21 protein-coding genes are annotated in these 12,438 nt (G+C 33.7%); 3 read left to right on the forward strand and 18 right to left on the reverse strand.

All coding sequences use genetic code 11. From position 1 onward, the window contains the following. Nucleotides 1-132 precede the first annotated feature (132 nt). The 18 genes from VI621_RS04370 to VI621_RS04455 all read right to left on the reverse strand — a co-directional run bounded on the left by VI621_RS04370 (nt 133) and on the right by VI621_RS04455 (nt 11,161). On the reverse strand, nt 133-261 hold the full coding sequence (locus tag VI621_RS04370) for a hypothetical protein (protein WP_324217161.1): 129 nt from the start codon (nt 259-261) through the stop codon (nt 133-135). Continuing rightward, nucleotides 258-1,844: a hypothetical protein gene (locus VI621_RS04375; protein WP_324217162.1), complete on the reverse strand. Its 1,587-nt coding sequence runs from the start codon at nt 1,842-1,844 to the stop codon at nt 258-260. The genes VI621_RS04370 and VI621_RS04375 overlap by 4 nt, the downstream gene beginning before the upstream one ends. Then, entirely contained in the window at nt 1,841-2,611 is a 771-nt protein-coding gene (locus tag VI621_RS04380) for a hypothetical protein (protein ID WP_324217163.1), read from the reverse strand. The genes VI621_RS04375 and VI621_RS04380 overlap by 4 nt, the downstream gene beginning before the upstream one ends. Before the next feature lie 16 nt (nt 2,612-2,627). Next, nucleotides 2,628-3,065: a transglycosylase SLT domain-containing protein gene (locus tag VI621_RS04385; protein ID WP_324217164.1), complete on the reverse strand. Its 438-nt coding sequence runs from the start codon at nt 3,063-3,065 to the stop codon at nt 2,628-2,630. A 32-nt stretch (nt 3,066-3,097) separates the two neighbouring features. Next, nucleotides 3,098-3,517 (reverse strand): hypothetical protein, encoded by a 420-nt coding sequence (locus VI621_RS04390; protein ID WP_324217165.1) that lies wholly within the window; start codon nt 3,515-3,517, stop codon nt 3,098-3,100. Next, a complete protein-coding gene (locus VI621_RS04395; protein WP_324217166.1) occupies nt 3,518-4,150 on the reverse strand; it encodes a hypothetical protein in 633 nt (210 codons plus the stop codon). It abuts the gene before it with no gap. Between the two features lie 10 nt (nt 4,151-4,160). Further along, nucleotides 4,161-4,460: a hypothetical protein gene (locus tag VI621_RS04400; protein WP_324217167.1), complete on the reverse strand. Its 300-nt coding sequence runs from the start codon at nt 4,458-4,460 to the stop codon at nt 4,161-4,163. 1 nt (nt 4,461) lies between these two features. Continuing rightward, a complete protein-coding gene (locus tag VI621_RS04405; RefSeq protein WP_324217168.1) occupies nt 4,462-5,379 on the reverse strand; it encodes a hypothetical protein in 918 nt (305 codons plus the stop codon). 1 nt (nt 5,380) lies between these two features. Then, entirely contained in the window at nt 5,381-5,629 is a 249-nt protein-coding gene (locus tag VI621_RS04410) for a hypothetical protein (protein ID WP_324217169.1), read from the reverse strand. 12 nt (nt 5,630-5,641) lie between these two features. Next, nucleotides 5,642-5,764, reverse strand: a complete 123-nt coding sequence (locus tag VI621_RS04415; protein WP_324217170.1) for a hypothetical protein — start codon at nt 5,762-5,764, stop codon at nt 5,642-5,644. Nucleotides 5,765-5,908: 144 nt separating this feature from the next. After that, entirely contained in the window at nt 5,909-6,487 is a 579-nt protein-coding gene (locus tag VI621_RS04420) for an ATP-binding protein (protein ID WP_324217171.1), read from the reverse strand. Next, on the reverse strand, nt 6,477-7,007 hold the full coding sequence (locus VI621_RS04425; RefSeq protein WP_324217172.1) for a hypothetical protein: 531 nt from the start codon (nt 7,005-7,007) through the stop codon (nt 6,477-6,479). The genes VI621_RS04420 and VI621_RS04425 overlap by 11 nt, the downstream gene beginning before the upstream one ends. Further along, on the reverse strand, nt 6,994-7,185 hold the full coding sequence (locus VI621_RS04430) for a hypothetical protein (RefSeq protein ID WP_324217173.1): 192 nt from the start codon (nt 7,183-7,185) through the stop codon (nt 6,994-6,996). Before VI621_RS04430 ends, VI621_RS04425 begins: the two co-directional genes overlap by 14 nt. Nucleotides 7,186-7,447: 262 nt before the next feature. After that, the gene (locus VI621_RS04435) at nt 7,448-8,056 is read right to left on the reverse strand and encodes a hypothetical protein (RefSeq protein ID WP_324217174.1); all 609 of its coding nucleotides are present in this window, start codon (nt 8,054-8,056) and stop codon (nt 7,448-7,450) included. 182 nt (nt 8,057-8,238) lie between these two features. Further along, nucleotides 8,239-8,508, reverse strand: a complete 270-nt coding sequence (locus tag VI621_RS04440; protein WP_324217175.1) for a hypothetical protein — start codon at nt 8,506-8,508, stop codon at nt 8,239-8,241. Beyond that, nucleotides 8,505-10,133, reverse strand: a complete 1,629-nt coding sequence (locus tag VI621_RS04445; protein WP_324217176.1) for a DNA polymerase — start codon at nt 10,131-10,133, stop codon at nt 8,505-8,507. The genes VI621_RS04440 and VI621_RS04445 overlap by 4 nt, the downstream gene beginning before the upstream one ends. Before the next feature lie 216 nt (nt 10,134-10,349). Next, entirely contained in the window at nt 10,350-10,526 is a 177-nt protein-coding gene (locus VI621_RS04450; RefSeq protein WP_324217177.1) for a hypothetical protein, read from the reverse strand. 11 nt (nt 10,527-10,537) lie between these two features. Next, nucleotides 10,538-11,161: a hypothetical protein gene (locus tag VI621_RS04455; protein ID WP_324217178.1), complete on the reverse strand. Its 624-nt coding sequence runs from the start codon at nt 11,159-11,161 to the stop codon at nt 10,538-10,540. A gap of 467 nt (nt 11,162-11,628) precedes the next feature. On the opposite strand from VI621_RS04455, the gene VI621_RS04460 reads away from it, so the two are divergent. From VI621_RS04460 to VI621_RS04470, 3 genes are all read left to right on the forward strand, one after another. Further along, complete coding sequence (locus VI621_RS04460; protein ID WP_324217179.1) at nt 11,629-11,808, forward strand: hypothetical protein; 180 nt, start codon at nt 11,629-11,631, stop codon at nt 11,806-11,808. Between the two features lie 178 nt (nt 11,809-11,986). Beyond that, the gene (locus tag VI621_RS04465; protein WP_324217180.1) at nt 11,987-12,172 is read left to right on the forward strand and encodes a hypothetical protein; all 186 of its coding nucleotides are present in this window, start codon (nt 11,987-11,989) and stop codon (nt 12,170-12,172) included. A 10-nt stretch (nt 12,173-12,182) separates the two neighbouring features. Next, nucleotides 12,183-12,383: a hypothetical protein gene (locus tag VI621_RS04470; RefSeq protein WP_324217181.1), complete on the forward strand. Its 201-nt coding sequence runs from the start codon at nt 12,183-12,185 to the stop codon at nt 12,381-12,383. The last annotated feature ends 55 nt before the right edge of the window (nt 12,384-12,438 follow it).

The raw sequence follows: 12,438 nt of genomic DNA on the forward strand, positions 1-12,438 counted from the left end.
TGTCAACATAAGTCTGTACGTCACATATTTCATAATAGGTCACATATTATAATGTGTTATAGCCCGGGGAAAATAAAAAACCCTGGTTCAGTGACGGACTGGTTTTAGAAACCACCGTTGTAAACCAGGGTTTTAAACTACAGGATGATTTTCATCCGGTAAAATTTCAGATTCATCATTCCAATTATCATCAAAAGGAATATCGTTGGGATCGTCACTATCTTCCCACACGTCTGATTCATCGGCTTCTTTAAATTTCATTTTATACCACTACCATAATTTATAAAAATAACAGCCTGTGCTTTCAATACAGTTTGTGTTAATGAACTGGTGGAATTTAATTTAAACTGTACTGTATTGTCCACCTGAACAAAGGATTCGGTGGTAGTTAATGTACCTGCATCCAAATGTTGTAATGATGTTAAAGATGATTGGACTACGTTTATAACATCGGCACTATATACGGAAATAAACCGTGTTTCATGATGTTCACCCTGTGTTACGGCAGGTGCATCACCGTCGTTACACCAAATTGTCCAATAAATTTGACCTCCGGACACCGATGGTTGTGCCACACCCATATCCAGGGTGAAAATGGTTGTAGCAACACCTTCTGTAAGATTTACACTCGGAGTAACAAAGTACCTTCCGCCATTTAGTAAAATATTTTTATCTGCTGTTATTCTTAGGGCTTCTCTCAAACCTGTGCCATTTAAATTTGTTCTTATTGAAAAGTCACCGTTTTCGTTTCCTGCTGTATTATTGCTTTTTATTCCTTCCACTTCTGCAAAAGTTGCGGCAGAACCGGTACCGGTTTTCCAGCCTGAGAATTTTATTTTTCCTCCTACTCCCGCAGCAGCAGACGTTTTATCGAAAAGCTCGATATTTACTTCCCCATTTCCTTTATTCAGGGATTTCTTGGCAAATAAATTTGATCCGTCTGCAAATGACTCTGTATCGTTATCAAACCCGAGACCTATGGCTGTAGAAAGAGTATCAAACACAAGTCTAACGTTTCCAGGACTTGTAGCTGTAGCATTAGTTCCGCCATAAAGCACAAGTCTGCCAGTAGAATTTTGTCCCATGCGCCAATTGAAAGTACCTTTTTTCCAATTAGCCCAATTTCTTGCACCTGCATCCAATGAACTTTCATAAACTTGTGCATCCCAAAAACCGCTTGAGAATGTATATAAACCTTTTGCTGATTCATTCGTTGCTTTGTAGGCAAAACTGTTTGGTGCATAACTATGGATACCACCCCAACTTGAATCGGTAACTACTCGAAATTGTGAATCGTTTCCCCTCGGCGTTCCTATTCCAGTTCCGAAGTTACATTGCGAATTCGAGCTAAATCTCAATACGTCACCAATCGGGTTTCCACTTCCTGGAATTCCAAATGAATATAACAAAATTAAGTCATAACCTAATGTATCGTTAATTGTTATATCAAGTCCTGTATTATACAACAACGTATCATTTTGTGACCATTTTATTACTTCATTTTCATCATATTGCGATCTATTTAGAACGATACTGGTTCCTGGTACATTATCCCCATAGTCGTAAGCCCAAAATTGTATTTTTTTATTACCAAGATTGTCATAAATACTTAATGGTTCAAGTCCGGAAGTTTGACTTTGTTGAAAAAGTCTAACTCCTCTACCTTTAAAATTCTGAGTGATGTAATTAAGCTCGTTTTTAAAAGGACTGTATGTTGGAGTAAATTGTGCATAAATGGCATCTCTTACCGGAAAAATGTAAAGAACTAAAATTGCAATGGCAAATGACAATACAACATTCATGATCATAAACTCCATTAAATGTTTTATTAGAAATTTTCTCATTCTTTGTAAACAGCTTGAACATAACATCTATTTGAACCACCCTCAAGTGCTCCACCACCGTCAATAACAACACGTGTTACGGTTGAATAACCAGCATCTACATCATAAGTAATTGAAAATGGAAAAGATGCAATGGGATTTTCATCAACGATTGTTTCTTCATAAGTAGTTAAATCTTCAAACGCTTGAAATTGTTTTTGGACTCTTAACCGAACAGGATTTACAGCAGCTTCAATAAAAACGTTTATTGAATGAAGTTGTTGCATGGAGTGAGTAAAATCAATTTGTACCTGACTCAAAGTTGTTGTAAGAAGTCCTTGAAAACCATGAACGAAAACCCATGAATTGAAATTGTTATTGTACTTTATTTCTCCAGTTAGTAAAACCATTAAAGGAGTGCTTCTTGCACGGTCATAAACCATTGACATATTTCCGATATTTGTGGTAGCCGTAGGAAATTGTCCTTGAGCACTCAGATAAATATTTTTTACTCCGTTTGGCAGTTCAATTACTGACTTGGGGTACAACGGAAGAATATCATGCCAACGATTCCATGTTACAAGATCACTTCCTGAAAAAGTTGGTGTGACGTTACCAAGTCCGGATACCAATCTTGCTGTTACCAAACTCGAAAATGTGGCTCCAGGAATAACAGAATTTAAAACCTGTATGTATTTTGCCTCTCCGACTTCTATTTTTCTGTCCGGGAAACCTGTATTCAAATAGACATTTTCAACAAAGATTGTACTTGGTACTTCTATTGACATTTCATTTTCTCCGCAGCTAAAAATTGACAAACAAACGAAGACGATTAATGTAATCAGGATTACGTCTACCTTTACGATACCCTGCAATCCCCACGTTGTAAGCCTGTATTTTCTCATACCATTTCTCCAAAGGAAAGTTTTTTTGAACTTCTGAAAGATACCAACTTCCTGCATCAATATTGTTTGCAGGGTTAAATGGATTGAATATTGTCACATTATTTCTACGTTCGTAATCTGAAAATGTTTCGGGAAGTAATTGCATCAACCCGATTTCCTTTAAATTGCCTACCAAATTCGGATTACCATCTGATTCAATACCGATTGTTGCAATGATTACATTTTCTGGAATTCCCCATTTTATACTTGCAATAGACGTTAAATGTCCCCATTTCTGTTTGATTGTTTCACCTCTATCTGTAAGAGTAAAAAAGCCTCCCCTTCGAACACGATTCAAAAGGAAGGCTATTAGTATGAGAAAAATTGTTGTCATTTAAAAAACTTTGATGCAATTACAAGTCCGCCAATAGCTACAGCAGCAAGCGGAATAATTGTTTTAGGAGTAAAAGTTTTACGGACTTCTATTAAAAACCAAATTGCTACAATTCCCAACGCTCCCAAAAGCAGAGAAACACTTACGAACCCCGCTTCAGTTGGACTTCCCTCCCCTTTAGTAACTTCAATATCAATTTCAAATTGTTTTTGTGTTTCCCTTACTCCTATTACTTCAATTTTCTTGCCTTTGAGATTTTCTACAAGACCATTGTCTTTATACTTTTGTGCCGCTGCCAGAATAGTATATTTTGTCAATATAGTATTCTCAAAGACAAAAGTATAAATACCTTCCTCCAATGAAAGAGCAGAAAGTGTGCTGCTTGAATCCTTATTTTTACTCCAAATTGTTGGCATTTATTTTTTACCCAAAACAAAAGGAAGTAATGCAATCAAAGCAAGGGGATTAAAACCCGCACCAATAGACTTATTTTCATTTTCACGAGTTTGACCGGTCGTAGATGAAATTTCTTCAGGAATTTTTTTTCGATCAATATTCGGATATGAAACAGGCGAATTCATTGAACCACCTTGCAACCCATACAAATTTGCATCATATAACCATCCATCTTTCAACCGAACAATTCCACGATATTGATCAGGATTACGATACTCAGTAAAAAGACTGGTATCATGTGTAAGTGTTTCACATTCTTTTCTTGCAGTAGCCTCAAGTTTATCCCTATCAGAACCTGAAATTATCATATTTTGTGTTGCTACGGAATCAAGCCATGCTCCACTTGATGTTTCAAATGTGGCTCCATTTTCTTTCGGACTTCCTGGTATCCAATTTGAACTTGCATCAACAGCTCCATATTGATACCACAACTTCGGAAGTTTTTTCCTGACTTCATCATGTGGAGTACCTTTAGGTTTAACTCTACAACCGGTCAATTTTCCTAAAATTTTTTCTCCCATTGATTTCAATTCTTTCAATTGAGAAGAAAGCACACCGGCTTTAGCTGCTGCAAGTACTACAGGAAAAGGCATGATAATTCACCTACTTTAAAAGTATTTTCACAATAAGAAAACCTGCCAGAAGTGCAAGCATGGGATTTTTCTTTATCCAATCTTGCACAAGTCCACAAAGTTGACAATTTCCTGTTGGTAGTACATTAGGACTTTGTTCCGGCTCAGTCTTTACCGTACCAGTTTTAACAGAAGTATCCGGAACATTTTCAACGGGAGTTGGAATATCAGTTGGTGCTATTCCACCGGTTTTAGGAGTTAATTCCACACCACCACGCGAAAATGTTCCGAAACTTCCGCCATTTTTAAGTGTTGTTTCCTGAAGTGCCATATTAAAGAATGAGTTTTGATGCAACCTTAATAGCACCAATTCCTCCAGATGATACTTTCGTGGTAAGAATTCTTTCTTTTTCTTGTGCGTAAACAGTCTCAGCAACCTGATTCGCAGAATCTTGATAATCTGCGTATGTCCAGAAGCAAGAAATTGTATCTGCTGCTGAACCGTTCAAAATCAAAGAAACATCTGAATTAAGGGTTTCAAGAACTGACTTTGCTTCAACCATATCAACCTCCGCATAACCCGAGGCTGAATAAGTCTCAATTCTATTGCGAAGCAAGTCGTCATTCAAAACCTCTACGAGCTCGGCTGATTCGAGTTTTGCTTTACCATCGACGGAAAGATCGATAGCATCAATATCCGTGTCATATTCAATAAAAAGTGACATGATATTATAAGGAAGAATTCTCTCAGGTGTAGTACGACCAGCAACCATTGCAATTTCTGTTCTACCCCATGAAAACAGGTATTTCATTTTTCCAAGACGTTCAGAACCGGTCACATGTAAAAAAGAAGCCGCAGAAACCCTTGCTGCAAGTGCGGAATCTGGAACCCACTCAATACGCATTTCACCCTCCATTCCTGTATAAAAAATATTTTCATGGTCGTCTGCATGTTGAAAAGGAAGCTTGAAATTAAACGAAAATGCTTGTGTATCTCCAGCACTTTGCACCAATTCACGTGCTCCATACTTTTTGTCGTTGTAAACTCCAAGCTCAGTAAAACGAATACGTGAACGAATTTTGTTACGATAATAAATGTTCAAAAATCCCAATTCTGTAGGAGTTGGTGCAGTAGCTCCAGACTGAGCTCCACTAAACCTGAAGTTTAAACTTCCATACATTCCAGGAAGAATTTTGATACTTTTTCCTCCAGAATTCATTAAAACAGAGTCAATAAATTTTCCAGGCATTTTACTTAACCTCTTTTTGTTTTTGTTCAATTACAAGAGTGACTGGAATGCCGGCATTATTTAGTACACCAATAAAATATTTGGCATCCTTGACACTAAAACTTGTTGGTACAAAAGCATCTACAAGCCAAATAGCTTGTGATGTAAAATTATCTTTTGTCAAAGGATAATTCGGATACTTTTGTTTCAACGAGTCATAAGCAAACGGCGCAAGTGCGCCAACAATCAATTTGAGAAAATCTTTTATCATTTTCTTCCTCCATTAACGCTTCGGAATGATACCACCAACAAAACCCTTTACCATGTCGGTAATTCCAAGAACGTCTGCAAGGACTACAATCAGAACTGTCCAAACAACAGTACTGATAGGTGGGAATTTAAACATTTGTGATTACTCCATTTTAATGTGAACGTCTTTTTCTCCGTACTCGTGCAAGAAATCTTTTTCTCTTTGCACTTTTTGGAGCACCAATTTTTCCCCATTTTTTAGCTTTATGTCCCTTATGTGCTCGTGGCATTTTAAACCTCCTTATTTCAATTTTAACTTACATATTTTTTCTTTAAAAGTCAAGTCTTTTTTTGATAACCATTTTGGAATTTGTCCTTGTACGACAATAAACTCATAATTTTGTAAATTTCTTGGATTAACTTCAGAGTTTATTCTTTCGACATAAGAAAGCTCATACGGTTCAGTCATTTGGAAAACAATAACATTATGTATAAGCTGTCTGTTCAAACGTGCAAAATCAAAGAAAGAATGACTTATAAGAATAATATCAAGATTTTTATGACGAGAATAACGAATGACTTTTTTTAACTGTTCGGAATCTTGATACAGATGGGCTTCGTCTACTATAAGAAGTCCATTACCACGTTCGTAAGAGTAACGTATGGCTATTTCGTTAGTTGTAGAATCATCATTAACAAAGACAGCAATATCATACTCAATGATACCGGATAAATTTTCACAAATAGGTAATCCCAAAAAGTCCTGTCCAAAATTGGTAATAACAAGAATATTTTTTTCAAAATTTTGTACTGCTTTTCTCGCAAGTGTGGTTTTCCCACAACCAAGCTTCCCAACAATAAGAGTAATTTCATTGTGCATTTTCACCTTTTCCGATTTCAAAATTTACACGTGACATTACAAAAGAAAATACAAAAAGTAAGCCATTAAATTCATCCTTCCATTGACCGTAAGGACTCGCATATTTATTGGCAAGTGGAGTAAAAATTTTCCCAAATTTTTGAAATTCATCTTCAGATACTTGTTTATAAACCGGCATTCGAGCAGCAAAAAAAGGAAGAATGATTGACCCCATATTAAATAAATCTTCCTCTGTATATACTGCGTCTTTTTTTTCCTCTGATTCACCAGTAAGCTGAGAAATTTCCCATTTCTTCAGTTCAACTTTTTCTTTAGAACTCATTTGTGAAACCGGTTTTCTTAGATTTTCCGGTCTATCCCCATAATCTCTCTGATATTTTTTTCTCTTTTTGTCAGGAAGATCAGAAAGAACAGCATTTTCAGCTTTTTCAAGAATATCCTCCGGATATGGATTAGGATCATCTGATCCATCAATTTCAATGTTTCCATTTTCCGAAACACTTACTTCACTCTTTTTCATCTTCGTCGTTTTCATTTTTTTCTCCATAAAACCATTGTTCGAAATCACTTTTCTTCATAGCTTGCAATTTTTTTAATTCTTTTTTAAGCTGTGTTACTTCATCACTCAAAACTTTATTGCTTTTTTCCAAATTATCAATAAAAGTCTCAAGTTCATCTGGATTTTTCCACTTTGCCATGACATTTTTCTCCAATCTTTTGTTCGATGTAATCCAAAAGTTCGGAAACAATTGGATGAATTGTTTCCAAACTTTTTAAAGGAAGAGAATCAACAAATTTAAAAGCAATTTCTTTTCCTTTTCCTATATTTGTAAAGTCAAAAATCATTTTTTCTCCAAAAAAATAAATAAAAAGCGCACAGAAAGAATTTGGCCAAATTCTGTGCGCTTACATTTGAGACGTTAAGCAACAAAAGAAATATAAGAAAACAATTCTCAAAAATCAAGAATTATTTTCATCTTCCCATTTTTCTTTTGGAACTTCTGAAACAGAAGAAATCAATCTCTCCGAAGAAAATTTTGACGTTGGAAGTTGCGACATGGTAAAATTTCTTCCGGCCTTCAATTTTGGAATAAGTTCCTGATTGTAGTAATAAGCATATTGCTTCATTGGAGCTAATGCTCCACCGCTTGTGTCAACAAAATTCTCCAATTCAATTTTGATGTACTCTCCAAGAAATTCACCAAAACCAGATTCATGCAAGAATCTTTGTACGTCATATCCGGCATTGATTGCTTTAAGAGAATTGTCACGTTGACGCAGAAGCATGATAGCACCAACTCCACCGGTTTTCTTATATTCAACCGGTTGTAAACCCTCGTAAAGACCTTCAATAAAATCCCCTATTTTTTCCAACTTCATAACAACCGGACGTTGAAAACCGGTCAACTTTTCAGGAACTTTCCAAACAGAATTTTCTTCATCATAAACAAGAGTGTCACTCTTTTTTGTAGAAGTTTTCCGAATAGGCTTTTCCTGAACAGTTTTTTTCAAATTTTCAGGATTTTTCGGAAATTTTTCTTCAATGTTACTTTTGTCATTGCGTTTCATATTTCACCTTTGAAGTTAAAGAGGGTTTTTCTCGAAAAATCGTTGTTTATGTAGATATTCGAGAAATGAATTTATAGTGTTACGCAACCATCTGCGATGATTTCTCTCAGATAGATAGATTTTCCATTCAGTACCCATCCAAAAGATAATCAAACCGGATAAGATAAAAAATTGAAGATCATTCATACGTCATTTCCTTTTTTGTAAATTTTGGGATATGTTTCGATAATAGAACGTTCAAAAGTATCATGCTCAATTTCAACAATACGACAATCAGGCAAAAGTGTTGTATTGCTTATTTCCCAACCACATTTTTGACATTTCCAGTCTGCAAGATTACCATGAGTACCTTTTAAGCTGTCTTCATAATTGGGATGATGTCTTCTTACAGTCAGGCTAAGTGGATATGAACAATTTCCACAAACAACAAAAATAATTGAAAAAGTATTCATTTCAATTCTCCATTTGAAGTTACAAAATATGGTTGTGTTGTAATTCCGTTTGAATCAAGTTTTCTTTTTATTTCAAGTGATTTTACTTCTCTTAAAAATTCTCTAATTGCAACAAAATCAGAACTACGACTTAAAGCTGAACGAAATTTTAATAACTTTTGTTTAGAATATTTAAAAGTTAAATTACCTTTTAATGCTTGTTTAAAATTTTCTTCATAGAATTTTTCAGGAAATCCTTTTAGAATACATTTAAACTCACTATCAGAAGCAAGACCATAAAATTTATTTCCAAGCCAATATCCTCTATTGTAAGAATTTTCAAAATTTAATCCACCTAAAAATTTTTGTTCTTCTCTAATTGCATAATCATGAACATGAACAGAATCCGTATCAGAATAACATAATTGTTCATGTTTAAATGCTTCTTGTGCTTCAAATAATAAAATCCTGCCACCCGCTGTTATACGGCTTGCAATATGAATTTGACTATAACTAAAATCTACCCATTCTTTTTTTACTCCTATATTAAAGTCTGGACTAAAAAATCTTTCAGCTTCATTACCAAAAACAATCTTATCTCTATTTCTTTTTATCGCCCATTTTCCATATCCTCCACCGTTTAACATATATTTACCAATTAACCGTCTTGCTCCACCGCGTTCTTTATAATTAAACCAATATGAAACAAAATCCTTAAAAAAATCTTTATCCAAATTCCACTCAAAACCACCCAGGATTTTGTATTCAATATTTAACTCTTCCAGTTTGTCAAGCTCAATGTCAGTTACATAAAACCAACATTGACCATTAACAAAATAAAGCTTAGAATTATATTTATACCACAAAAAAGGATTATATAATTTACTATTACAAGAAATTGTATATAATCCAGCCTTACCTTGTTTTCGTTTAGAAACCATTTTGAAATTACCAATAGGACATCCATAATTATATTGTGAAAAAGGATAAGAAGACTTAATGTCATATTGAAATACTGATTTTGAATATCTTTTATAAACATCAACATGACCACCTGAAAACCATGGTAAAAAATGTTCATAATCTTCTTTAGTTTGAATTATAAGTTTACTAAAATCACAACGTTTTTTCATATCAGAAAAAGCAAGACTTGAATATGTGAGTGGAAGATATTCAAGATTTAATTCATTCATAAAACTTTCAATTATTTCCCATAACATTTTTGCATCATTAAAACATTGTTTTAATTGTTCTTGTTTTGTCTCAAGTTTTGAGCTATCATAAATTTTTTTCTGTCCTATAAAAGACTGTGCTAATTTATCAAGACCATCATAAAGTATTGCATAGCTGTCTCTAAATTGAAATTTTTTACCTTTATATATAATAGAAAAAGAAATTATCTTTCCACCAACTTCGTAAAATTCTTTTTCAAGAATGTATACACTTTTTTTTCCTACCAACTCTCTAAGAAGAAAAAGAAAATCACTTGCACCGCCATAATGAGCAAAAATTATATTTTCTTTCTCTTCAATTTTAAAAATACCATTTTCAATAAGATTAAGAACTGATTTTTTTTCAATATGACTATGTTTCGGAGAATATAAAACCGCACATTGAAATTGTGCGGTTTCAGGATTCCACTCCATATCGAGTGTAAAATAATTCATTCTTCTTTTCCTAAATTACCACGATTAAAATATTCATATCCCATTAAAAAATGAAACAGTTCATAATATTTAGGTTCAGCTCCACAATTCCAACATTCTCCAGTTTTTAATCTATTTGGAGCATGACATTTTGGACAGCAATAAATTTGTACTGTTATCCTTGTATCTCTTATATCAAATTTTTTTACTCATTTTTCATTCTCCATTTGATTTTTTTCTATATTCCCTACATGAATCACCAATAGCCTCAAATACTTTTTGCCAGGAAGCTGTATTCAACTCAATATCAACAACTGCATTTGTTACTGCATTCTTTACGACAAAAGGTACAGAACAAACTTTATAAAAATAACAAGAGTAACAGGTTTTCATTTCATATTCTTTCATAACTTTCCTCCTACAAGAAACATGATTGTTAGAATTGCAATACTGAGATTTACTACATTATATCTTTGTGAAAGCTCTAAGATTCTGTCAATCAATTCCTGTACGTTTCCAAATAAATCTTCTAAAACTAAATCTTTAAAAACAATCAATTGAAAATTTGTAAATTCTGATACAGCTTCATTTGTTTCACTATCTGTAAGAGTCACACCAAATTTTACCGATAAAGCTTTTTTAAGTTCTTTTTTATAATTATTTCTTACAAAATTATAAAAGTCTTTGAACATTTTTATAAATGTTTCTGCTGTACCTATTTCAAACCATGATACTTTAGTATTAAATTTGTGATGATAACCCAAACCTTGTAATCTTGTAAGTTGTGTTTCATATTTCATTTCATCTACATCAAATTTTATTTTTTTACTTTTTTCTTTTCGTATTTTTAATACATATTTCTTTATTTGTTTTCGTGTTTTAAATGTCCTTTTTCCCACCCTTACTGAAAAAATCCCCCTTAAATTATCAAAAGGGGATTTAATCTTTCCGTCTTTTCCACGAAAAATATAGATCATACAATATATCTTAACCTTATAAGCTCCTAAGTTTTTTCTCCACAACGCCAACTTACTTATGTAAGTTGGCGCTTAGGAGAAGTGGGGAGGGATGGATATTTTGTTAACAAAACCAATATATAAAATTATCGTCCATTTGTCAATACTTCTTTAAAATATTCTGTTATGCAGTACAGTTTTAAAAATATGAAGTGTAACCATAACAGTTAGTTGTATCATACAACTAAAAATAATTAAAGTTTTTCTTGCATCTTGACGAAACATTTAGTAACTTTCGTCGTTATATAGCTACAACAAATGGAGAAATTCAAATGCACACGATCATTATTGAAAATACGGTTAAAAATACTGAATTTTGGCTGGATATAAACTCCTTTAATATTTTTACACCCGAAATTTACCAAGTTTTTGATTGCAAGACTGCTTATAAAATATACACAGAATTTTGTAGAAAGTACGAACGTAACCATAAAGTCATAGTAAGATGGCTTTTTACCCTTTATCTTTAGGAGAGTATCATGAATCCATTGGCCGAATTCATCGACGAAATGGTTAACATAACCACGCTTACAAAGTCAGCATGGATAAATCAATTATCCGATGATGATTTAAAATGGTTATTTCGTGAATTTTCTGTTCTAAATGATTTAGCAAAAGACGAACAGTTTTCAAGGGAGATTAAATATGAAGAAGATTGAACCATACAAAATTTACATGAAACGTTATGGAAGATGGCGTTTTCTTGCAAGTTTTGAATACAAGTGGGGCAGAGATATTTTTTTATCTGAGTTAAGACGTTTAGCCACCGAAAACAAAGAAGTAGGTTATACCTACTTATCTTTCAACCCCTACGAACCAATCAAAAAGAGGTGAATCATGGAAGGTACACGAAAAAGCGAAGCTGTTGTCTTGAAACAATTCTTTGGATTGCTTCCTGGACAAACTCTTGTTAAATTCCAAACAGAGCTTAAAGCTCTTTCTCCGCAAGAGAAATTAGAGCTTGCCTCCCTTGCTGCAAAAGAAATGAAGCTAACTCAAGAACAGGTTTCATTCAATCTTTAAGGAGTACATCATGTCAGAATTAAGACTGTTTGTTTGGACAGAATTCTACCCAGACTATACAACCTGTTCAGCTTTTGCCATAGCAAAAAATGAAGCAGAAGCAAAAACACTTGTTGAATATGAAACAGAATTTGAAATACATAATTGGGGGATATTAACAGTTTATCCACTATCAAGAAAAATTGCAAGATTAGTAAGTGGTAGTGGATAAAATTTAAGAAATCCCAATAGGGATTTTTATAAACCCTGGTTTACAACGGTGGTTT

It is taken from the genome of Flavobacterium sp., assembly GCF_035292545.1.
Classification (GTDB): Bacteria; Bacteroidota; Bacteroidia; order Flavobacteriales; family Flavobacteriaceae; genus Flavobacterium.

Coding starts and splice junctions, on each gene's coding strand:
- VI621_RS04415 (WP_324217170.1), bottom strand. CDS start 5,764: ATGTTTAAATTCCCACCTATCAGTACTGTTGTTTGGACAGTTCTGATT.
- VI621_RS04465 (WP_324217180.1), top strand. CDS start 11,987: ATGGAAGGTACACGAAAAAGCGAAGCTGTTGTCTTGAAACAATTCTTT.
- VI621_RS04460 (WP_324217179.1), top strand. CDS start 11,629: ATGAATCCATTGGCCGAATTCATCGACGAAATGGTTAACATAACCACG.
- VI621_RS04440 (WP_324217175.1), bottom strand. CDS start 8,508: ATGAATACTTTTTCAATTATTTTTGTTGTTTGTGGAAATTGTTCATAT.
- VI621_RS04410 (WP_324217169.1), bottom strand. CDS start 5,629: ATGATAAAAGATTTTCTCAAATTGATTGTTGGCGCACTTGCGCCGTTT.
- VI621_RS04420 (WP_324217171.1), bottom strand. CDS start 6,487: ATGCACAATGAAATTACTCTTATTGTTGGGAAGCTTGGTTGTGGGAAA.
- VI621_RS04405 (WP_324217168.1), bottom strand. CDS start 5,379: ATGCCTGGAAAATTTATTGACTCTGTTTTAATGAATTCTGGAGGAAAA.
- VI621_RS04450 (WP_324217177.1), bottom strand. CDS start 10,526: ATGAAAACCTGTTACTCTTGTTATTTTTATAAAGTTTGTTCTGTACCT.
- VI621_RS04445 (WP_324217176.1), bottom strand. CDS start 10,133: ATGGAGTGGAATCCTGAAACCGCACAATTTCAATGTGCGGTTTTATAT.
- VI621_RS04370 (WP_324217161.1), bottom strand. CDS start 261: ATGAAATTTAAAGAAGCCGATGAATCAGACGTGTGGGAAGATAGTGAC.
- VI621_RS04425 (WP_324217172.1), bottom strand. CDS start 7,007: ATGAAAAAGAGTGAAGTAAGTGTTTCGGAAAATGGAAACATTGAAATT.
- VI621_RS04380 (WP_324217163.1), bottom strand. CDS start 2,611: ATGTCAATAGAAGTACCAAGTACAATCTTTGTTGAAAATGTCTATTTG.
- VI621_RS04390 (WP_324217165.1), bottom strand. CDS start 3,517: ATGCCAACAATTTGGAGTAAAAATAAGGATTCAAGCAGCACACTTTCT.
- VI621_RS04400 (WP_324217167.1), bottom strand. CDS start 4,460: ATGGCACTTCAGGAAACAACACTTAAAAATGGCGGAAGTTTCGGAACA.
- VI621_RS04430 (WP_324217173.1), bottom strand. CDS start 7,185: ATGGCAAAGTGGAAAAATCCAGATGAACTTGAGACTTTTATTGATAAT.
- VI621_RS04470 (WP_324217181.1), top strand. CDS start 12,183: ATGTCAGAATTAAGACTGTTTGTTTGGACAGAATTCTACCCAGACTAT.
- VI621_RS04395 (WP_324217166.1), bottom strand. CDS start 4,150: ATGCCTTTTCCTGTAGTACTTGCAGCAGCTAAAGCCGGTGTGCTTTCT.
- VI621_RS04435 (WP_324217174.1), bottom strand. CDS start 8,056: ATGAAACGCAATGACAAAAGTAACATTGAAGAAAAATTTCCGAAAAAT.
- VI621_RS04375 (WP_324217162.1), bottom strand. CDS start 1,844: ATGAGAAAATTTCTAATAAAACATTTAATGGAGTTTATGATCATGAAT.